This window comes from Sulfuricaulis sp. (assembly GCF_024653915.1).
Lineage (GTDB): Bacteria > Pseudomonadota > Gammaproteobacteria > Acidiferrobacterales > Sulfurifustaceae > Sulfuricaulis.
In genome coordinates this window covers 105,737-125,509 of sequence record NZ_JANLGY010000001.1, presented here as the reverse complement: position 1 = coordinate 125,509, position 19,773 = coordinate 105,737, and the positions used below count along the sequence as shown (strand labels likewise).

The following is a 19,773-nucleotide window of genomic DNA, read 5'->3' as shown; positions in this document are numbered from 1 at the left end:
TGGGCAACACCTCGGACGTCTACGCCGTCGTCAAGGCCGGCGGCAAGCTCCACGTGGCCAAGCAGAACATCAAGGTCACGGCGGGCGGGTGTGGGGGTTAATTGTTTCTGGCGATGAATTTTATGATTATTCACCGCAGAGAACGCAGAGCACGCAGAGCGACAATTCTAGTTCATAGAATTCTCTGCGATCTCTGCGCCCTCCGCGGTTTAAATTTAATATTGAGGTAATGATTGAAATGGCTGATCGCAAGATGAAAATGCGCACCCGCGCCCAGGACGGTGGGGTTGAGCTGCAGGTGCTGATTACTCACCCGATGGAAACCGGTCTGCGCACCGACAAGAATACGGGGAAGAAAATCCCGCCACATTTCATTCAGCGGATAACCCTGGAGCACAACGGCAAGATTGTCGCCACGGTGAATACCGGTGCCGGAATTTCCGAGGACCCGCTGATCGGTTTCCGACTCAAGGATGCCAAGCAGGGCGATAAGCTCAAGGTTTTCTGGAGCGACAATATGGGAGAATCCGCCACGCTCGAAGGCGTTGTGGACATTTCCTGAGTCAAAGCCGAATTCCATCAGTAAAAAACCGCCCGAATGGGCGGTTTTTTTAGGGTATCCGGAATCCAGCGTGGAAAGTTCAGGGACGCACTCCCCAGACCCCTAGCTCTTCAGTGTTGAAGCGTGGTGGGAATGACTCCTTACGGCCAAGAGCAGCCGGTCGCATCAATCAGAAGCGGTCATTCAACGGCTCGCTTCAACCGCGCGTGACCCGCGCGCCTGCCCGCCTTCGAGTTCCGTATGTACTGATCCATCCACTCCTTAAATTGCTTCGCCGGCAGGGGCTTGCTGATGTGATAGCCCTGTGCCACATCACAGCCCAGGGCGGCCAACCGGTCCCACACGGCCTGATTCTCCACGCCCTCGGCCACGACCTTCAAACCCAGATCGTGCGCGAGCGTAATCGTCGAACGCACGATGGTCGCCGAGTCTTTGTTAGCTTGCATGTCGATGACAAAGGATTTATCGATCTTCAAACTGTCCACTGGCAATTTCTGGAGGTAGCCCAGGGAAGAATAGCCAGTACCGAAGTCATCGATGAACAGCGTGAAGCCCAGATTGCTTAAACGCTTGAGAATCTCAAGCGCGCCCTCCGGATCGTCCATCACGGCGCTCTCCGTGATCTCCAACTCAAGCCAGCCGGCTTCAGCGCCCCACGCCATGAGCAATTGTTCCATCTTGCCCAGCAACTCCGCATCCCGCAGGTTGCGCGTGGAGAGGTTGACCGCGACAGGCAGCGCCACTCCGGCATGTCGCCAGGTGGACGACTGGCGCAAGGCGGCTCCCACGACCCAGTCGGTCAACGGTTCGATCAGGCCGCTGTGCTCCGCCAGCGGGATGAACTCATCGGGCGGGATCATGCCTTGCTGCGGATGGATCCAGCGGACCAGCGCTTCCGCGCCGCATACTTGGCCGGTGCGCATGTCGATCTTGGGCTGATAGTGCAGAACCAACTCGTCCTCTTCGATCGCGCGCCGCAATTCCCCGGCCAACGTTAGGCGTCTGAGACTGCCCTCGTCCTGCTCCGCGGTATAAAAGGTGTAACCTTTCCCCGACTTCTTCGCTTGGCGCATGGCTACGTCCGCGTGCTGGATGAGGCGTATCGTCTCTGAGCCGTGTTGCGGAAAGAGGGAGATGCCCACGGCCGCACTGACATTCAGCATAAGGCCGCTCATGGTAAACGGCGCCCCCAATGCATCCAGGATCCGCCGCGCGGCCTCGGCGGCATGATCGGTGTCACTCACCGCGAGCAGGATGCCGAACTCATTGCCGCGCATGCACGCCACCAGTTCGTCTTCCTTAAGCACACCACGGATACGCATGCCGACGTCTTTGAGCAGCAGGTCCCCTTGGTGAAACCCGAGCGCGTCGTTGATCTCCTGGAAACGGTCGAGGCCCAGCAGCAGCACCGCCAGCGATTGGCTACGTGTACTTGCCTCGGACAGCGCCTGTTGCACGTGCTCTTCGAAGTAGACATGGTTGGGAAGGTCCGTGAGGCTGTCATGGTAGGCCATGCGCCGGATGGTTTCGTGCGCCTGCTCACGCTCGGTGCGCGTGCTCAGGGTGGCGATGCCGTAGGCCAGGTCATTCGCCATTTCCGAAAGCAGCACGACTTCTTCCTGGTCGAAGGCATCCGGTTCCTCGGCGTAGATGCAAAGCGCGCCGACCACTTTGGCGCTCACGCGCAGCGGCAAGGCCATCACCGAGCCGTACCCGCGCTTGCGCGCCTCTTCACGCCACGGCGCAAACGCGGGATCGCTCAGGATGTTTCGTGTGACACAGGGTTTGCCGGTACGGATCGCCGTGCCGATGGGACCGCGTCCGCGCTCGGTATCGGCCCACGTGATGTTGAGTATCGCGAGATAACCCTCTTCATAGCCGGCTTGCGCCATCGGGCGCACGGTTTTGTTCTGATTCTGTTCGGCATAACCCACCCATGCCAGACGGTAACCCCCGATCTCGACGATGATCCGGCACATTTCCGCCAGCAGCATCTGCTCATTGTTCGCCCTTACCACGGCGCGGTTACCCGCGCTCATGGTTTTCAAGGAACGATTGATACGTTGCATGGCCGCGGCCATGTCGTCAAAGATGCGGGCTAATTGCCCCAGCTCCTCGGCGCCATGCGGCAATCCAGTACGTGCACCCATGTCACCCTGGCCCAGCCGGCGGGCGGCACCGGCAAGGGCCTGGAGGCGCCGCAGCACGAAGATATTGCTTCCCACCCAGGCAGCGACCAGTGCCAGCGTCGCAACCAGAAGCAGCAGTGCCAGATTGCGCGCGAAGTCCCTGTTCGCGGCAGCGAAGGCCACGGCTTTCGGGATGCCGATGCTCACGTAGACGTTACCCGCGGGGCTGTTGTGCAGCGGAGCGAAGGCATAAAGCCGGGTCACGCCATCCAGGCCCGGCTCTTCGGCCGTACCTTCCCGTTGATTCGCGAGGATGACGCTGACCAGCGGTGACGCCCGCATGGATTTGCCCACCCATTTATCCGGCTCGGGAAGGCGCGCCAGGATCGTGCCGCGGCTGTCCACCACCGTGAGCGTTGAGTCGGTGGGAAGCTCAATACCGGTGATCAGCTTGTTGAGCCAGGACAGATTGAGCGCGGCGAAGACCACGGCTTTGATGTTTCCACCGGCATCGAAAACCGGATAGCCGAAGTTGATGGCGCTGATCCCCGTGATGCGCCCGACCTGATAATCGCCGATGCCGAAACCGCGGGACCGGACGGCGCGACGAAAGTAACTGCGGTCGTTAATGTTCACCGGCCGTGCCATCGGCAGCGCGCTGCAGAAGACGCGCCCGTCGGGCGTGGCGACACCGAAGTTCGTGTAGTAGGGATAGGGGTTACGCAGCTCGGCCAGGATCCGGCTGCAGGCCGTCGCGGTTGTAGGCTGTTTCACCGCCGGCAGTTGTGACAACATAAACAGCAGCTGATGCGTGGCCGCAATCAACTGGTTTTGTTCCTGCGCGGCCAATCGCGCCAGGTTCATCGCATCCCGTTCGGCGTTCACGGCCGCTTGTTGGCGTTGGCTGATGGCCGTGTAACCCATAAGCCCGAACGCCGGGATAACGGCGAGCAACACGAGCAACATCAGCCGTGTACGCAGGCCGGTGGTAAAGTGCCTCATGGGAATCAATCCTTGTTGTCCCTATTCCATAAGTATATGTGCATATTACGTGCCTGTTTGTGCCACGGCGGGATCGTTTGCTCATGTGATTCTCCATATGGCCAAGGCGTATCATGCCCCGATTGAGCAGAGATTCCACTTATCGGGTTGTTCAGATTGGTGGGGCCAGCTCTTTTCCGGATACCATTTTTTTACGGCATTATATACTTGACACACCCAAGAATTAGGGTGACAATTCAGCCATAGACAGGAGAAACCGTCATGGCCGAACTAACCGAAATTGCAATTGAAAAGCTTGTTCAATCCGGCTCGCTTGATAAGGGAAATGGTGGATTTGTAGATTTTATAGATGCGCTCGGTAAATCTTACCGCCTCAAATTTCTCCCTGACATAACACAAAATTTGATTGTTGCTTTTAACGAAGCAGAACTAAATATCACGTCCGAGCGCGCTAAACAGACCGGGGCGCAGCCAGTGAAAATTCTGGCGAAAAAGATTCTTCAATATGAAACGGGAATGAATATAGAGCGCACAGTCGCTCTAATGAACATTCGTTTTGTGGATCAAACCACAATAACGCTACAGTTCCAGCCGGAACAATTGAAAGATATGGTTCAGGCTCTATCAGGGCTGCTTGCCAATCTTGAAAGCGGCAAACCGACTCAGAAACATTAATTTTCAACAAACATTGAGCAGAATGTGCCATGACTACCTCAAATCTAAACGCTCCCCATTTCAAAGACGCTGACAAGGCCAGACAATACCTAGAGGCCCAAGTCTGGCCTCACGGCTCGGTCTGTCCTCACTGTGGCGTCATTGGGGAACACTACGAGTTAAAGGGAAAGTCTACCCGTCCGGGTGTCTACAAGTGCCGTGCCTGTCGAGATCAGTTCACCGTGACCGTGGGGACTCTCTTTGAACGCTCCAAAATCCCTCTGAACGTCTGGTTACAGGCTGTGTACCTTCTCTGCTCTAGCAAGAAGGGCATGAGTTCTCACCAGCTCCACAGGACGTTAGGGGTTACCTACAAGACGGCTTGGTTCATGACTCACCGTATCCGTGAGGCCATGAAGAAAGAACACACCACAAAGCTAGGTGGTGGGGGTAAAGTCGTTGAAGTCGACGAGACTTTTTGGGGCAAGAAACCCGGCGTCAAAAGGGCGCGTCAAGGTTCTGGCGACAAGGAAAAGATATTCGCGCTTATTGAACGTGGCGGGGAAGTTCGTTCCTTCCACGTTCCTGACATCACGTCCAAGACGTTACGTCCTATCATGCTGCAACAGATCGAGCACGATACCAAGCTAATGACGGATACGGGAGGCTCTTATCACAGACTCAAGCGTTCCGACTTCAAGAGTCACCGCAGGGTCACCCATAAGCGTGGTGAGTACGTCAGGGGGGAGGTTTACACCAACACCATCGAGTCGTACTTCAACGTCCTCAAGCGTGGTCTATACGGGACGTATCAGAGAGTGGCTTCCCACCATCTGAAGCGTTACCTGTATGAGTTTGACTTCAGGCACAGCCACCGTACCAGTCTGGGGGTTAGTGACACCGAACGTACCGAGAAAGCCTTACAGGGGATTATCGGTAAGAGGCTGACGTATCGGCGGTCTGACGCTAAAGCGTAAGAAACGCTTTAAAAGTAGGCAATTTTGAGGCGGATTTGTAGAACCGGGCGCTGCCTTTATACTGTTTCGCGGTACTCGTCGTCTCTTTTTCCTCCTGTCTCTGGCGGTAGCTCTGTAACGGGACACGGATGGCTACTTGCCACCGGAAGGAGGTGAGAGTAATGACGTGCGATGTAGAAGAAACTAGTCCGTTACAAACGGCTATAAAGCTCGCGTACCTAGACCACCTAAGACGCAGAGACGCCGCTTATAACGGCTAGTCCGTAGCATGTTGTAAATTTGGCGGCGGGTACCACCATTCAAAATTAAAGCAGACCTTTCGTTTACTTTCCAGTACCGTTTATTTCAGGTAAGGAGAAAAAATTGAAGATCGACTTATACACCAAAGCCATGCTTACAATCATTGCAAGCTGCCTGCTCTATCTAGTCGCAAAGGATGTTGTTTTTATTAGCCACGTTCAGGCGCAATCCAGTGAGTCAGTAAATGTGAACATTGTGGGGATGGGAGGCAAACCATTCAATTCCCTTACATTTAACTCACTAAATCCGGCCCTTCCTGTAAAGATCGTTCAATAAAGCTGTTATTTCTGTTTCTTCGCTTTCTTTTTAGTTTTCTTCGGCTGTGGCGGTGATGCCCATACCCGCTTCAATGCATCATTGAAGGGGACGGGTTTACTAGTTTCAGATTTTTCCTGTTTCTTCATATTCATGGAGCCATATTATATGGCAAACGACGAAAGATGAAGCGCCCTCACGAAAGCAAGTTTCCTGATCTTCCAGGCCACATATTTTTACGTAACATTGAAAATGCGCTGTCAAAAGAACAGTTAGCCGGTATTGGGAAAGTAGCTATTCTCTGGGCAGATTGTGATGAACTAGTAAATCTCTCTTTACAGAGAGGGTTGCGCTTAACAAGCAGCATAGCGCGAGCAGCAATAAGCGGTCTTGCTTTGCCCAAGAAGACCAGCCTTATAAACGAGTGTGCAGAGAAACTCCTATTGACTGTGAGCATACGAAATCTAATAGGCACTACAATATCCGCATGTGGCAATCTAGGTGATTATCGGGATGCGGTAGTGCATTCGACGATAATTGCGCACACCGGCCAACATCCAGATATAGGCCGTCAGGTATCCCGCGCTGGGAAGAAATATGATGTTCTGCGCTCGCAAGAAGCTCTTGATGGGCTGGCAGAACGACTAGATATTCTTCGGGACGAACTCAGCACGATTGATAACATATTCACTTGCGTGACGTGTTCGCACACGGTAGATGGCGACACGGGTAAGATTTCTGAAGGAACAGGACCAGTCTCAGAACGAGTTGGGCCATTGATCGGGTGTCTAGCTTCTCTCCAAGCTCGTCGAGAACAGTTGAAACCGCTTCCAAAGTTTCCGGACTGATATCCGAGTCATCCAATGGCGGAAGACTCCAAATATCCACTTCTCTGCCGCCAAGATTGAGCAGCATAGGTTAGGATACCGGCCTGTCTTGCGTATGTTCGCACATTTGGGTATGTTATGTATACAATGCCGTTTTTTTATGCATGGCGGCATGGGCTGACGTGATTTATTGAAAGGTCTTGGCCACAATCCCCGCCGCGAGCAACGCGGAGCCGTAGGCGGCATGCCCGGAGCGCGGTTTGTCCAGTTTTACGCGCAGGATCTTTTCGCGGATGCGCCCCCAGGCCGGGTTTTGCGAGCCGCCGCCGGTGGTGTAGATCTTGTTGAGTGCTGGCGCACCATGTTTTTCCAGCAGTTCGTAACCCTGTGCCTCGATGCGCGCGATGCCCTCAAGCATGCCTTGAAAGAAGGTGACGCTATTGCCGGGCAAGGGCTCCAGCCGCGGCGCCATTTCCGGATTGTTTATCGGAAAGCGCTCACCGATGTCCGGCAGCGGGTAATAATCGAGACCGGTGAAATTCTCAGGATCGAGCAAGGGCGTCATTTCCCGCATTTGTTCGACCTTGAAATACTGCAATAGCACGGCGCCACCGCTGTTGGAGGCGCCACCGGCGAGCCAGTACTTGCCGAGGCGATGGCTGTAAACGCCATGCTCAAGCGAGAACACCGGTTTTTCCGACAATAATTTCAGTACCAGCGTCGTGCCCAGCGCCGTGACGGCGTGACCCGGTTCGGAAGGGCCGGCGGCAAGAAAGGCCGCGACACCGTCGGTGGTACCGGCCAACACCTGAACGTCGGTGTCCAGGCCGAAGGTGTTGGCGGTTTCAGCACTGATGATTCCCAGTGTTTCGCCCGGTGTGTGCACTTCCGGCAGCAGTGCGATATTGAAGCCGAGTTTATTGATCCACTTGGGCCAGGCCATTTTTTCGGCATCGAAACCAAGCTTGAGGCAATTGTTGTAGTCGCTGTGGCCGAACTTGCCGGTCAGTTTGCCGCTGATCCAGTCGGCCTGATGCAGTGCGAACTGGGCGCGCTTGTCGAGTTTGCGCTCGTGTAGCCACAGAAGTTTGGCGAGACTGCTGGAGGCGCCTTGGGCGCCGGAGTCCTTGCTCGCGAGTGTCGCGATTCGATTTGCCTGTTCTATCGCGCGCCGGTCGTTATACATGATGGCCGGTGTTACCGGATTGCCCTTGGCATCACACAGCAGCAGGGTGCCGGAGGTGCCATCCACGGCGATCGCCTGTACGCGCTGCGGGTCGATTTCTTTCAACAGGTTTTGCAGGCAACCGGTGACCGCTTTCCACCACACCGTCGGGTCCTGAGTGACCTCGTCTTCATTCCGGGGCGGGGTGGGAATGGGTGCGCTCATCTCACCATGCAGCTTGCCGGAAGCATCCACGGCAATGGCGCGACAACCCGTGGTCCCGAGATCGATGCCGATGAAAAGCCCGTCCTTGCGGACAGGCACCGGCTGCTCTTCCTCGGGCTCGTCCTCCTCCTCGACAATGTTCGTTGGCACCGGGCCCTGCCGGCGGCTGCGTCGCAACATACGGAAGCGGTCGCTGGCCGGTGTGCCAGGCTCATCCGAGGTATCGGGTTGCGGTGCCGGGGCCGGATTCCGGGTCGGCGCAGGTGCCGGTGATCTGACCGGTTCAGTGAGACGAACAGGGTTTCGGGCTTTGGATGCAGGTATGGCCTTGGCGACAGGAGTCCTCGTGGGGGCCGTGGCCATAGACTCTTTCGCCGGCAGTTCCTGGACCTCGCGCGGCAGATCGGCCGGTGGCGGTGGCGGAGCCTCCCAGTCGCCCTGGCGATGCACAACTTCGACAGTCGTGTAGAGGCCACCGCGAACGTGGAATTTGGCCCGCAAGCGCAGGTAACGCGGGCGCATGACGGCCACCAGATCGTTCAGAATCCGGTTGGTGACGTCCTCGTGGAAATGGCCTTCATCGCGGTAGGACCATATATAGAGTTTCAGAGACTTCAGCTCCACGCACAGACGGTCCGGAACGTACTCCAGGGTCAGGCTGGCGAAGTCCGGCTGGCCGGTCTTGGGGCACAGACAGGTAAACTCCGGACATTCGATCTCAATGATATAATCCCGGTCCGGATGCGGATTGGGGAAGGTATCCAGGCTTTTGCTGGGCTGGGTCGGCATACTGGTCGCGGGGTTTGGATTCCTTGTAAAATTGTAGCTTACTTTACGCCGAGAGTAGTTTTCGGGAAGGGGTAAAGCACTTTCCCGAGTATCTTGATTAGAGTAGTTTTCGGGAAGGAGTAAAGCACTTTCCCGAGCATCTTAATTGTGGACAGGAGCTCACGTAAGACCCGATGCGACTTAAAACAATCAAGCTTTCAGGCTTCAAATCGTTCGTCGAGCCCATCACCATTCCCATCACCGGCAACCTGATCGGCATTATCGGCCCGAATGGTTGCGGCAAATCCAACATCATTGACGCCGTGCGCTGGGTCATGGGCGAGATGTCCGCTAAGAATCTGCGCGGCGATTCCATGGCCGATGTCATTTTCAACGGCTCCAATTCGCGCAAACCGGTGGCGATGGCCTCAGTCGAGCTTATTTTCGACAACAGCGAAGGCCGTGCCGGTGGTGAGTATGCCAAATATGCCGAGATCTCCATTCGGCGCGAGGCCGGACGCGACGGGCAGTCCGATTATTTCCTGAACAAAACCAAGTGCCGACGCAAAGACATTACCGATATTTTTCTCGGCACCGGCCTGGGTCCACGCGCCTACTCGATCATCGAGCAAGGCATGGTCACGCGCATCATCGAGGCCAAGCCGGAAGATCTGCGTGGTTTTCTGGAGGAGGCGGCGGGCGTTTCCAAATACAAGGAACGCCGTCGCGAGACCGAGAGTCGCATCAAGCACACACGTGAGAACCTGACGCGCCTGGAGGACATCCGCAAGGAACTGGAGACGCAACTTTCCAAGTTGCACCGGCAATCACGCGCTGCGGCGCGCTACAAGGAACTGAAACAGGAAGAGCGTCTGACCCGCGCGCAACTGTTCGTGTTGCGCTGGCTCGAATTGGACACGCGCGTGCAAAGCCAGGACAGCCTGCTGGCGCAGCAACAAACCGCGCTGGACGCGGTGCTGGCCACGCAGCGCGGCATCGAGGCCGAGATCGAGAAAATCCGTGCCCGGCAAACCGAGACAGTGGATCAGTTCAATACAGTACAGGCGGAGTTCTATACCGTCGGCGCCGAGGTTTCACGTCTCGAACAGGCCATGCAGTACGCACGCGAGACGCGCGAAAATCAGGCGCGCGAGCAGGAACAGGTCAACCGTGCCTGGGGTGAAGCCAGTCAGCATTTGCAGTCTGACGTTGCGCGCATGGGGGAACTGGTAAGCCGGCTTGAAGAATTGACGCCGCAACTGGAAGAGCTTACCCGTACGCGCGATGGCGCCGCGGAGAAGCGCGCGCAAGCCGAGCGTTCCATGCAGGACTGGCAAAACGAATGGACGTCTTTCAGCGAAATGGCGGCCGAACCGGCCCAGGTACGCGAGGTCCAGACCGCCCGTATTCACCAACTGGAAAATCATATTGAACAACTGCGACAGCGTCAGGCGCGTCTTGAGCAGGAGGCCGCGACCATCGGCGCGGAGCTGGAAAAAGAACCGGCCAATGCCCTGGCCACGCAAGTGGCGCAGCTGGATGAATCCTGCGAGGCGCAGGAGCGCTCGATCGGCGAGACGGATACGCGCCTGCGCGAGGCGCGTGAGCGGCGTGATGAACTTGACGAAGCGCTGGCCGAGGTGCGCGGGCAGAAACAGAGCGGCGAAGCGCGCCTGGCTTCACTGCACGAGCTGCAGCTGGCAGCGCAGGGTGAGAGTGATGCCGCCGTGGGTGAGTGGTTGCAAGGACAGGGTCTCGACAAGGCACCGCGTTTGGCGCGGTTGCTCAAGGTTGAATCCGGTTGGGAGAAAGCGGTGGAGCGGGTGCTCGGCATCCATCTTGGCGCCGTGTGCGTGCCACAGATGGAACGTGTCGCGTCTTCTGCCGCCGGCTTCAATCAATCGCAAGTCTCCTTTATCGAGCTTGGTGAGTCACCTACTCGCACGCATACCAATCGTCCTTCCCTGCTGGACAAGCTGAAGGGAGATATCAACCTCGCACCGCTGCTCGAAGGTGTTTATATCGCCGATTCCCTCAACCAGGCGCTTACGCAGCGCCATGCGCTCGCTGAACGCGAGTCCATCGTCACGCGTGATGGCGCCTGGGTAGGCCGCAACTGGCTGAGTCTGGGAAGCGAGAAAGGCGCGCGCGCCGGATGGCTGTTGCGCGAGAGTGAAATCGAGACGCTTCAGACAGACTTGACCGGATGGCTGAGCAAGCTTGGCAACCTGCAAGCGGAGCTCGCCGGGCTGGATACTCAATTACAAAATCTTGAGGATGAGCGCGATGAGCTCACCCGGGATCACAACGACAATAACCGTGAGCGCGCGAACCTGCGTGAACAGTTGGGACACAAGCAGGCACGCATGGTACAGCTCGAGTCGCGTCGCGCGCAGATCGAGCGTGAGCAGAATGAAATTAATGAACAGCTGGGTCGCGACCAGAACGACATGGCTTCCGCGGGCAATTTGTTGAGCCAGGCCGAGGCCACCGGCGGCGAACACGAACAGCGACGTGCGCAGTTGCAGCTCAACCGTCAGTCTTTGTTGGACGCGGTGGAGCAGGGACGCACGCTGGAATCCGGCGCGCGCGACAACGTGCATCGCCTGGAAATCGAGCGCGAGACGCTACAGACCGCCTTTGAGGCCACGCAGGCCAGTCATGCGCGTCTCGAAGGGCAGTTGCACCAGCTTATCGCGCGGCGCGAACAGCTTTCACTGGCGCTCTCCGGCGATCAGGATCCCACGACGGGCTATCGCCAGCAGCTGGACGAGCTCCTGCAGAAACGCCTGGGCATCGAGGAGCGTTTGAATGCCGCGCGCCAGGCGGTGTCCGATCTTGAAACGCAGTTGCGCGAACAGGAACAGGCACGCACGCACGAGGAGCGCAAGACTGGCGAAATTCGCGAGCAACACGAAAGCGAGCGCGTGGCACGTCAGGAACTGGTGGTGCGACGTGACACCTTTGCCGATCAGTTGCGCGAATCCGGGTTTGAGGTTGAACCCGTGCGCGCGGAGCTGTCGCCCGAGGCCAACGAAACCGAGTGGGCGGGAAGGCTGGAACAGGTCACCGCGCGTATCGAGCGCCTGGGGCCGATTAACCTGGTGGCCATTGAGGAATTCGAGGAAGCGAATACGCGCAAGACCTATCTCGACAGCCAGAATGAAGACCTGACGCAAGCGCTGAACACGCTGGAAGAGGCGATTCGCAAGATCGACCGCGAGACACGCACGCGCTTCAAGGAGACCTTCGATCAGGTGAACGAGTATTTTCAGGCCTTTTTCCCGCAGCTCTTTGGTGGCGGCAGCGCGCATCTTGAGTTGACCGACAATGATTTGCTCGAAACCGGCGTAGGCGTCATGGCGCGACCGCCGGGCAAGCGTAACAGCACCATTCACCTGCTCTCGGGCGGTGAAAAGGCGCTCACGGCGGTGGCGCTGGTTTTTGCCATCTTCCAGCTCAACCCGGCGCCGTTCTGCCTGCTGGACGAGGTGGACGCGCCGCTCGATGACGCCAACGTGATTCGCTATTGCGATACGCTGAAAACCCTGTCACAAAAAACCCAGCTGGTTTATATCACGCACAACAAGATCAGCATGGAGATGGCCGACATTCTGATTGGTGTCACCATGTCCGAACCGGGCGTGTCGCGTCTGGTGGCGGTGGACGTGGAGCAGGCCCTGGAGATGGTAGCGTCGTAATGAACCTGCAGTATGCACTGCTCTTCATTGGATTAGTCATCATTGCTGTTGTCGCCCTGACTGCCTACGACATGTCCCGCTTGCGTCGTCCACGCTCGCGGCCGGAATCAAATCTCGGACATTTCCCGGAAGACCACACGCCCGTCCGCCCCAGCCTGCTGGATGCCACGCGCACGGAAGGCAGCGACAAGGTTCTGCGTTTCGATATTGAAATCTCGCCGCGGGAAAAACCGCGCGAGGAAATCCTGCGTGAGCAAATCCGGCAACTGGAGGAAGTCGCGACCATGCCGCTCGATCTCAAGCATGGCGTACAGCGTCGTCTCCGTCCCCGCGCCGAACCTGACCGGCAGTATCTGCCGGATGAAAAGCTCGATTTCGTGATTGAATTGCCGGGCGAGCAACCGGTGGTGCGCGATGCGGCGCTCGGTATCTTCAAGCAGCACGAATACAAGCTGAACAAGGCCCGCCATCTCTACGGCCGGCATCACCAGACCGAGCGCTGGTCCGAGCTGCAGTTGGACAACATTGCCACGCAATACGGCGATCTCATGCTCGCCATCCAACTGGTGGACCCCAAGGGCCCGGTCGATGAATCCGAACTTACTGTGTTTACCGAGATCGGCTTGCAACTGGCGGATGCCTTACAGCGTCCGACGAAACTGCCGCTCACCTTCGAAGAGGGTTTGGTGCGCGCCAGAGAATTGCAGGAATTTTGCGATACCTACGATGTCATCGCCGGTATTCACGTGGTGCCCAGCACGGAGACAACTTTCCCGGGGCGCGCCATTGAAATGGCGGCAAGCCACGCGGGCCTGGAGCTGGGGGCGATGAATATCTTTCACATGAAAAACGAAGTCGCTCCGGGGAGCCGGCATTCGTTCAGTGTAGCGAACCTGCACGAGTCGAGCGCCTTCAATCCCGTCGCCTGGGATAAATTTGAAACTTCCGGTCTGACCCTGTTCATGAGCGTGCCCTGCGCGTTCCAGCCGGGGGCGGTGTTCAACCGGATGGTGACCACCGCGCGGGAAATCGCCGACGCCTTGGGTGGCAAGCTGCAAGACCAGAACCGGCGCCCGCTCAGCGATAAGGGCATTGCGGTGATCCATCATCAGATCGAGGAAATCGAGAAAAAAATGCGTGCTTTCGGCATACCGGCGGGAAGCGAGACAGCGCTCAAACTGTTCAACGAAGCCGCGACGTTATGAGCCAGAGCGGGAAACCGCGCCAGCGTGCCGCGGAACTACGCCAGGAAATCAATCACCACAACTACCGCTATTACGTTCTCGACGACCCCGTTATCTCCGATGCACAGTATGACAAGCTGCTTCGTGAATTAGAGAAGATAGAGGAAAAATATCCAGAGCTAAAAACACCTGATTCACCTACTCAACGGATAGGTGCCGCACCTTCCCCTGACTTTGGTGAAGTCAAGTATAAGATTCCTATGCTATCGATAGGAAACAAACTAGATGAGAAGCAGGTTCACGACTGGGATATAAGTAAAAAAGAGGAACTTAGGTTTGATTGTATTGATTATACGGTAGAACCAAAATTCGACGGAACCTCGGTTAGTCTCTTATATAGAAATGGTGTATTGGTGCAGGCCGGCACACGTGGTGATGGGAGTACCGGCGAGGACGTGACGACGAACGCACGCACTATTAAGACGGTGCCGCTACACTTGCAAGGCCAAGATTGGCCAAAAGTTGTCGAAGTTCGTGGCGAAGTGGTAATTCCAAAGAAAGAATTTGAGATCCTTAATGCCGAGCAATTAAAGCGTGGTGAAAAAGTCTTTGCGAATCCACGCAATGCAGCTGCCGGCAGTTTGCGCCAGCTTGACTCTAAAATTACAGCCTCGCGCCCATTGGTGTTTTTACCATGGGGTTTTGGTGTTGCCCCCAAAAACTTTGCTAGACACTATTCAGAAGTCGTTAAAAAATTCAAAAATTGGGGATTTCACGTTACTGAATTTTTTCACGTAACTCACGGAATCGAGGAATGTATCGAGTTATATAAACAAATACTTATTAAACGTGACGAGTTGCCATTTGAGATTGACGGCATGGTGTACAAAGTGGACGACCTCTCTGCACGCGAAAGACTTCGTCCTACGGCACGTGCGCCGGGTTGGGCTATTGCGCATAAGTTTCCTGCAAAAGAAGGGACAACAAGGGTAATTAACATCGAACCTTCAGTCGGTCGCACAGGAGTAATTACTCCTGTGGCAATTCTTGAACCGGTAGAGGTTGGTGGTGTGACCGTTACTCGTAGTACGCTCCATAACGAAGATGAATTACTCCGCAAAGATATTCGTATCAACGACACAATACTTGTACGACGCGCTGGCGATGTAATTCCGGAAGCTGTTTCCATCTTTGTTAAGAAACGTTCGCATAATTCCCAGATATGGCATGTGCCTAAGGTATGCCCTCAATGCAGGTCTGAGGTAATTCGAGAGGAAGGTAAGGCAGCACATCGTTGTACCGCAGGTCTCTATTGTCCAGCACAACTCATGGGTGCAATTTTGCACTTTGCTAGTCGCTCGGCAATGGATATTGAGGGCTTAGGAGAAAAGCTTGTAGAGCAGCTTGTGAGTAAAGGCTTAGTTAAGACTGTTGATGATCTTTATCACTTAAATCAAGATGATCTTGCCGCGCTTGAGCGCATGGGCGATAAATCTGCCCAGAACATAATTGAAAGTATAAATCGCAGCAGGAAACCTACTTTCGCGCGTTTCCTTTACTCCCTAGGTATTCCGCAGGTAGGAGAGGCTACGGCCGAAGAACTTGCAGCACATTTTGGCACAATCGAGCCACTTGAGAATGCTAAGCTGGAAAAATTACAGGAAGTCCAGAATGTGGGTTTAACTATGGCTGAGGATATCTACTCGTTTTTTCATGAAGAACACAACAGAGAAGTTATTTCAAAATTACTCAAGACAGAAATTCAATTACAAACACCTCGAATTACAGCTAAGAAGAATTTACTGCTAACAGGTAAAACTTTTGTTTTGACTGGAACGTTGTCGGGAATGACGCGTGATCAAGCAAAGAAGGAATTACGAGCATTCGGCGCCAAGGTTAGTGATACCGTTTCGAAGAAAACAGACTATGTAATTGTTGGTGAAGAGCCAGGATCAAAGGCAGATAAAGCAAGAGAATTTGGTGTAAAGATGATTAGTGAGAAGGAATTTACAAAACTAATTAGTAGGTAATTTCAATGCAATTCTTTCCAGGTTTTCTATGGGCTGTTCCACATGCTTTTTCAGAGGCGGTATCAGTCTGCCAGTTTATAGAGGGAGATATCCTCTATGATTCAAAGTTAGCGTACAACGACTGGAGTATTGCTAACACGCATATTCAATATTCATTACAAGTGCGTTATCCAACTAGAGCGTATGTCGGAAGTTTTGGTTCAGAAGATGTGCAAGGTGCATTCCAGAGAGGCTGGAATTCCAAGGTGCGGATTGACCTGTACAAAAACCAGGAAAAGGTCAACACAGAACAAATTGAAACTACTCAAGGGCGTTTGTTTACATTGTTATGGAGGGGTGATCAGAATATCTTGAATCTTGAAACCGATGATCCGCATCCGCCGGTCATGATATCGGCTGTTACAAAACATCTTAATCAGATGCAATTGAATGTTATTAGAAATATAATCTCTCGCCCTGTATTTATAATGGCAAGAGATATGTCTAATAGCGCCTCGATGGAAAAATATCTTAAGGTAGTAACCTATCTAAAAAAATATTTATCAGGTGACATAAAAATATTGAATCCTCAAGAAGCAGGCCTGAATAATTGGAAAATGGTCTCACCAACAATTGATGTTGTCTTTTATCCAGTATGCGACATGTCGAAAGACACGCTCTTTGAACTTGTCAAAAAAGCAGTCTATACACCCGCAAAAAATGCCAAAAAGGACAAGTTTCGATTGTCTGCGCATGGAGTAATTCTTGATTAGGATGAAGGAACTCATTTTTGCTAAAAGTAGTTCAAATCCAGATTCCTCCTATAGTGTCAGTTTTTTAGTTGAGGACAGGAAACTATCAATACACTGTTCATGTGATGCTGGGATGCGTGGTCAATTATGTAAGCATAAGCTCGCTTTTTTGCGAGGCGATATTTCCATGCTGGCTGATCCAAGAGAAAAATCTAAGCTTGAAAAAATTGTAGATTTAGTAAAAAGAACCGAGCTTACACAGCTTGTTGAAAGCTATTTCTCTAAAGAGAAAGAAGCTGAAAAACTTAAGAAGCAAATTGCCGATTTAAAACATGGATTAGCCAGAAAAATGCGTGATGGCGTTAACGCGCAGTAAAGGTAGATGTTTGTTTCTCCCTTGCACGAACAATTGGGGTCAGATCACAGTTTTGGCTAATATTAGCGGAAACTGTGATCTGCCCCCGTTTATAGTGACAGGAGCTGTGGCCCCGATGTACATATGACGGAATCTCCTGCTCAATGTGCTTCTGGCGATTTCAGGCGCTATGTTTTCCATTACGGCAATGGCGGTATCTGAAGCGATGGCAAAAAATCTTGCTCCTTGTCCTTCCTCTCCCAACTGTGTTTTGAGTGACGCCACCGACTCTTTGCATCACGTACCCCATTTCGCGATCAATCTTCCTGTCGATGAAGCATGGCGTTTGGTCAGAGAGGCAGTGAACGAGATGCCCCGAACAAAGGTTGTGGAAACCACGGGAAACTATCTGCATGCCGAGTGCACGAGCATGATTTTCCGGTTCGTGGATGATCTGGAGTTCGAGCTCAGAGTTGAGGGTATTATCGCCGTTCGGTCGGCGTCACGGACAGGTCGTAGGGACTTCGGGGTGAATCGGCGCCGTGTTGAACAATTACGAGAAATACTGCGAGCGAAGGGTGTTATCAAATAGTAAATTGATCTTCCGCGAGCTTCTGGTTTTTATTCCCCCAATATCTCGAAATACATCAGCAATGTCCGTTGTACAAACAGATCGTTATTATCGCTGACCATGAAGAAACGCCTGCCCTTGTGGCGTGCAAGGCCCTCGAAGTTGTCGATCTGAAACCCGTCCTGGCTGTCGAGCGTCACCAGCGTTTCCGGGTTCAGCGGATCGGACGATGGTTCAGATGCCAGATGAACACGTTTGAGTGCCACGGTAATCTGTCCGAAGGCGTGCCGGTATGTCTGTTGCAGCAAAATCAACTCGCCCTGACCCAGGCATTCCATATCAGTCAGCCTGTCCCCCGATGCAATCGGGTAACGCCATGACTTCGATGAAAGACTGAAAAGATGTGTGTAGCCGCTCGGCTCATTTTTTAATGGTTCTTCAGCTACGGTGATGATGCCCAGAGAGGTGTCAATACACACAGACTCCAGCATTTTGTTCTCATTGGCATAGTTTTTTGCGTCATTCAGCACCTCGGGAAGTGGATATGTGCTGATGGCGCGGCCGTCGGGATGGTATCGCATGATGCGCGGAACGCGCTCGAAACTGATGACCAGCTCGGCATCGCCCTTGCGTCCATTTCGCCCGTTCAGGATATTCAAGCTTTCCGAGTCTGTGTACGGGCGCTTGAGGGGTTTATTTTTTCCAGGTTCTTGCAGCGCAATCGCTCGCAGTAGTCTGAGGCCTGTCAACGTGCTCCCGTTGAATTCCGGTCGCAGATGGAACAGGCCGCCCCTGTCGGAAATGGCATAAAGAATCCCGTCATCGTCATCCCAGGCGAGACCAGAGAGTTGCGACAGCCGCAAGCCGTTACGTGTGATATCAGGCAGTTCCAGCATGCCGAGAAAGCGGATGTGCCCAATGCGGTCGCCTATTTTTATATTTTGAGACAGTGCGACTTGTCGCGTTTCCAGTTCGGTTTGAGCCAGGAGGCCGCCGCTGTGGAGTCCGGCGGACAGTATGCCGGCGATGATGCCGGCGGTTTTAATGAATTGTTTCATGATCGGGAAATATCAGGAGGGAAAACCCATCCCGCCAGCAGCGGGATGGGGTGTAACTTGACTCAGTTTACCGTGATCTTGCCCTTTTCTTTAAGTTCCTTGACCAGATTGCTGACCTTGTCGTCCTGCATCTTGCGATGGAGGTTGGCGCGGGCGCGCTGATCCGATATGAATTGTTCGAAGGTCGGAATCTTGAGGGGACGGGTATCCTCGACCTTGATAATGTGCCAGCCGAAGTCGGATTTTACAGGCTCGGTCGAAACCGCGCCCTTTTTCATCGCCATGACGGCATTGAAAAACTCCGGCACTACCATGCCCTGGTTGATCCATCCGAGCTCGCCGCCGCTTTTTCCGCTTTGCGCGTCCATGGACTTGTCCTTGGCGAGTTTGTTGAATTTTGCGCCTTTGCCCAGTTGCGCCACGATATCCCTGGCATCCGCTTCTTCCTTGATCAGGATGTGCCGTACTTTGTACTCGGTTTTGTGCGTGTCCTCGACTTCTTTTTCAAATCGTTTCTTCACGTCATCATCCGTGATGGGGTTGTCACGCAGCTGCTTGCGTTTGACGGCCTGTACCAGGATTTCCTCGCGCACACGCTTCATGAGGCTGCCGACCTCCGGCTCCTGGTCGAGCTTGCTGCTGACGGCATACTGGGCGAGCAACATCTTTTCAATCATTTCGTCCATCACGACCTTCTTTTCCTTGTCTTTGTCGGGGATCGGGCCGACCTGCTGCTGGCGCAGTTGCAGGTAATTCTGATAATCCGATTGCATGATCTTTTCACCGTTGACGGTGGCGATAACCTTGTCAGGTTCCTTGGCCGCCTCTTTATTGGCTTCGTCGGCCGGCTTTTTATCACAGCCGGCGGCGAACAAGCCGGCCGCGGCCAGAAGAACGATGAGGAATGTGCGTAAGCTTGACATGGATTTTCCTTGGTAATGGTTGAGGTTTGGCTGAATTATGTTTTAAAGCTCGTCTGGCGCAAGCGCCTGAATACTGAGCGCATGAATCTCTTTCTTCATCATGCCACCCAGTGCCTGGTAGATCATTTGATGCCGTTGGACCGAAGATTTACCCTGAAAGTTCAGCGAGACAATGGTAACGGCGAAATGCCCGCCGCCGCTTTTCGCGCCTTCGTGCCCGGCATGCTGGTGGCTGTCATCGCGCACCTCGATTTTCGAGGGTGTGAAGGCTTCGCGCAAGCAGTTTTCAATCAATGTGGCGCGCCCGCCGGATGGGTTTTGTTCAAGTTTCATGGCACCTGTTCGCAATATTGGCA

Annotated in this window: 17 protein-coding genes; 12 read left to right on the top strand and 5 right to left on the bottom strand. The window is 54.2% G+C overall.

All coding sequences use genetic code 11. The features are described 5' to 3' along the window. Both NUV55_RS13725 and soxZ read left to right on the top strand, forming a co-directional pair. Positions 1-101: thiosulfate oxidation carrier protein SoxY (locus NUV55_RS13725; RefSeq protein ID WP_367280307.1), on the top strand; the 101-nt coding region annotated here is incomplete at its 5' end. A gap of 137 nt (positions 102-238) precedes the next feature. Then, positions 239-562, top strand: coding sequence for a thiosulfate oxidation carrier complex protein SoxZ (gene soxZ / locus NUV55_RS00615; RefSeq protein ID WP_296669449.1), 324 nt, complete (start codon positions 239-241; stop codon positions 560-562). Between the two features lie 179 nt (positions 563-741). Here soxZ and NUV55_RS00610 read toward each other — a convergent pair whose 3' ends face one another. After that, positions 742-3,693: an EAL domain-containing protein gene (locus NUV55_RS00610; RefSeq protein ID WP_296669448.1), complete on the bottom strand. Its 2,952-nt coding sequence runs from the start codon at positions 3,691-3,693 to the stop codon at positions 742-744. Between the two features lie 261 nt (positions 3,694-3,954). Between NUV55_RS00610 and NUV55_RS00605 the strand changes: the two genes are divergently transcribed. The 4 genes from NUV55_RS00605 (at position 3,955) to NUV55_RS00590 (ending at position 6,727) form a co-directional block, all read left to right on the top strand. Further along, on the top strand, positions 3,955-4,368 hold the full coding sequence (locus NUV55_RS00605; protein WP_296669446.1) for a hypothetical protein: 414 nt from the start codon (positions 3,955-3,957) through the stop codon (positions 4,366-4,368). Positions 4,369-4,397: 29 nt separating this feature from the next. Beyond that, the gene (locus tag NUV55_RS00600) at positions 4,398-5,324 is read left to right on the top strand and encodes an IS1595 family transposase (protein ID WP_296669444.1); all 927 of its coding nucleotides are present in this window, start codon (positions 4,398-4,400) and stop codon (positions 5,322-5,324) included. A gap of 363 nt (positions 5,325-5,687) precedes the next feature. Next, positions 5,688-5,900, top strand: a complete 213-nt coding sequence (locus NUV55_RS00595; RefSeq protein WP_296669443.1) for a hypothetical protein — start codon at positions 5,688-5,690, stop codon at positions 5,898-5,900. Between the two features lie 164 nt (positions 5,901-6,064). Then, entirely contained in the window at positions 6,065-6,727 is a 663-nt protein-coding gene (locus NUV55_RS00590; RefSeq protein WP_296669441.1) for a hypothetical protein, read from the top strand. Between the two features lie 166 nt (positions 6,728-6,893). On the opposite strand, the gene queF is transcribed toward NUV55_RS00590, so the two are convergent. Next, positions 6,894-8,885 (bottom strand): preQ(1) synthase, encoded by a 1,992-nt coding sequence (gene queF / locus NUV55_RS00585; RefSeq protein WP_296669439.1) that lies wholly within the window; start codon positions 8,883-8,885, stop codon positions 6,894-6,896. 173 nt (positions 8,886-9,058) lie between these two features. Between queF and smc the strand changes: the two genes are divergently transcribed. From smc to NUV55_RS00555, 6 genes are all read left to right on the top strand, one after another. Next, positions 9,059-12,565, top strand: coding sequence for a chromosome segregation protein SMC (smc, locus tag NUV55_RS00580; protein WP_296669438.1), 3,507 nt, complete (start codon positions 9,059-9,061; stop codon positions 12,563-12,565). Beyond that, positions 12,565-13,770, top strand: coding sequence for a cell division protein ZipA C-terminal FtsZ-binding domain-containing protein (locus NUV55_RS00575; protein ID WP_296669436.1), 1,206 nt, complete (start codon positions 12,565-12,567; stop codon positions 13,768-13,770). Before smc ends, NUV55_RS00575 begins: the two co-directional genes overlap by 1 nt. Continuing rightward, positions 13,767-15,779 (top strand): NAD-dependent DNA ligase LigA, encoded by a 2,013-nt coding sequence (gene ligA / locus NUV55_RS00570; protein WP_296669435.1) that lies wholly within the window; start codon positions 13,767-13,769, stop codon positions 15,777-15,779. The genes NUV55_RS00575 and ligA overlap by 4 nt, the downstream gene beginning before the upstream one ends. A gap of 5 nt (positions 15,780-15,784) precedes the next feature. Continuing rightward, entirely contained in the window at positions 15,785-16,531 is a 747-nt protein-coding gene (locus NUV55_RS00565; RefSeq protein WP_296669433.1) for a hypothetical protein, read from the top strand. Between the two features lies 1 nt (position 16,532). After that, entirely contained in the window at positions 16,533-16,886 is a 354-nt protein-coding gene (locus NUV55_RS00560) for a hypothetical protein (protein ID WP_296669431.1), read from the top strand. A 145-nt stretch (positions 16,887-17,031) separates the two neighbouring features. Then, positions 17,032-17,457, top strand: coding sequence for a DUF1499 domain-containing protein (locus NUV55_RS00555; protein ID WP_296669429.1), 426 nt, complete (start codon positions 17,032-17,034; stop codon positions 17,455-17,457). A 29-nt stretch (positions 17,458-17,486) separates the two neighbouring features. Here NUV55_RS00555 and NUV55_RS00550 read toward each other — a convergent pair whose 3' ends face one another. From NUV55_RS00550 to NUV55_RS00540, 3 genes are all read right to left on the bottom strand, one after another. After that, positions 17,487-18,494 (bottom strand): esterase-like activity of phytase family protein, encoded by a 1,008-nt coding sequence (locus NUV55_RS00550; RefSeq protein WP_296669427.1) that lies wholly within the window; start codon positions 18,492-18,494, stop codon positions 17,487-17,489. Positions 18,495-18,556: 62 nt separating this feature from the next. Continuing rightward, complete coding sequence (locus NUV55_RS00545; RefSeq protein ID WP_296669426.1) at positions 18,557-19,417, bottom strand: peptidylprolyl isomerase; 861 nt, start codon at positions 19,415-19,417, stop codon at positions 18,557-18,559. 42 nt (positions 19,418-19,459) lie between these two features. After that, a complete protein-coding gene (locus NUV55_RS00540) occupies positions 19,460-19,750 on the bottom strand; it encodes a BolA family transcriptional regulator (RefSeq protein ID WP_296669424.1) in 291 nt (96 codons plus the stop codon). Positions 19,751-19,773: the final 23 nt, after the last annotated feature.

Bases quoted from the DNA above. Each gene is read 5' to 3' on its own strand.
- soxZ (WP_296669449.1), top strand. From the start codon at position 239: ATGGCTGATCGCAAGATGAAAATGCGCACCCGCGCCCAGGACGGTGGG.
- NUV55_RS00610 (WP_296669448.1), bottom strand. From the start codon at position 3,693: ATGAGGCACTTTACCACCGGCCTGCGTACACGGCTGATGTTGCTCGTG.
- NUV55_RS00605 (WP_296669446.1), top strand. From the start codon at position 3,955: ATGGCCGAACTAACCGAAATTGCAATTGAAAAGCTTGTTCAATCCGGC.
- NUV55_RS00600 (WP_296669444.1), top strand. From the start codon at position 4,398: ATGACTACCTCAAATCTAAACGCTCCCCATTTCAAAGACGCTGACAAG.
- NUV55_RS00590 (WP_296669441.1), top strand. From the start codon at position 6,065: ATGAAGCGCCCTCACGAAAGCAAGTTTCCTGATCTTCCAGGCCACATA.
- queF (WP_296669439.1), bottom strand. From the start codon at position 8,885: ATGCCGACCCAGCCCAGCAAAAGCCTGGATACCTTCCCCAATCCGCAT.
- smc (WP_296669438.1), top strand. From the start codon at position 9,059: ATGCGACTTAAAACAATCAAGCTTTCAGGCTTCAAATCGTTCGTCGAG.
- NUV55_RS00575 (WP_296669436.1), top strand. From the start codon at position 12,565: ATGAACCTGCAGTATGCACTGCTCTTCATTGGATTAGTCATCATTGCT.
- ligA (WP_296669435.1), top strand. From the start codon at position 13,767: ATGAGCCAGAGCGGGAAACCGCGCCAGCGTGCCGCGGAACTACGCCAG.
- NUV55_RS00565 (WP_296669433.1), top strand. From the start codon at position 15,785: ATGCAATTCTTTCCAGGTTTTCTATGGGCTGTTCCACATGCTTTTTCA.
- NUV55_RS00560 (WP_296669431.1), top strand. From the start codon at position 16,533: ATGAAGGAACTCATTTTTGCTAAAAGTAGTTCAAATCCAGATTCCTCC.
- NUV55_RS00550 (WP_296669427.1), bottom strand. From the start codon at position 18,494: ATGAAACAATTCATTAAAACCGCCGGCATCATCGCCGGCATACTGTCC.
- NUV55_RS00545 (WP_296669426.1), bottom strand. From the start codon at position 19,417: ATGTCAAGCTTACGCACATTCCTCATCGTTCTTCTGGCCGCGGCCGGC.
- NUV55_RS00540 (WP_296669424.1), bottom strand. From the start codon at position 19,750: ATGAAACTTGAACAAAACCCATCCGGCGGGCGCGCCACATTGATTGAA.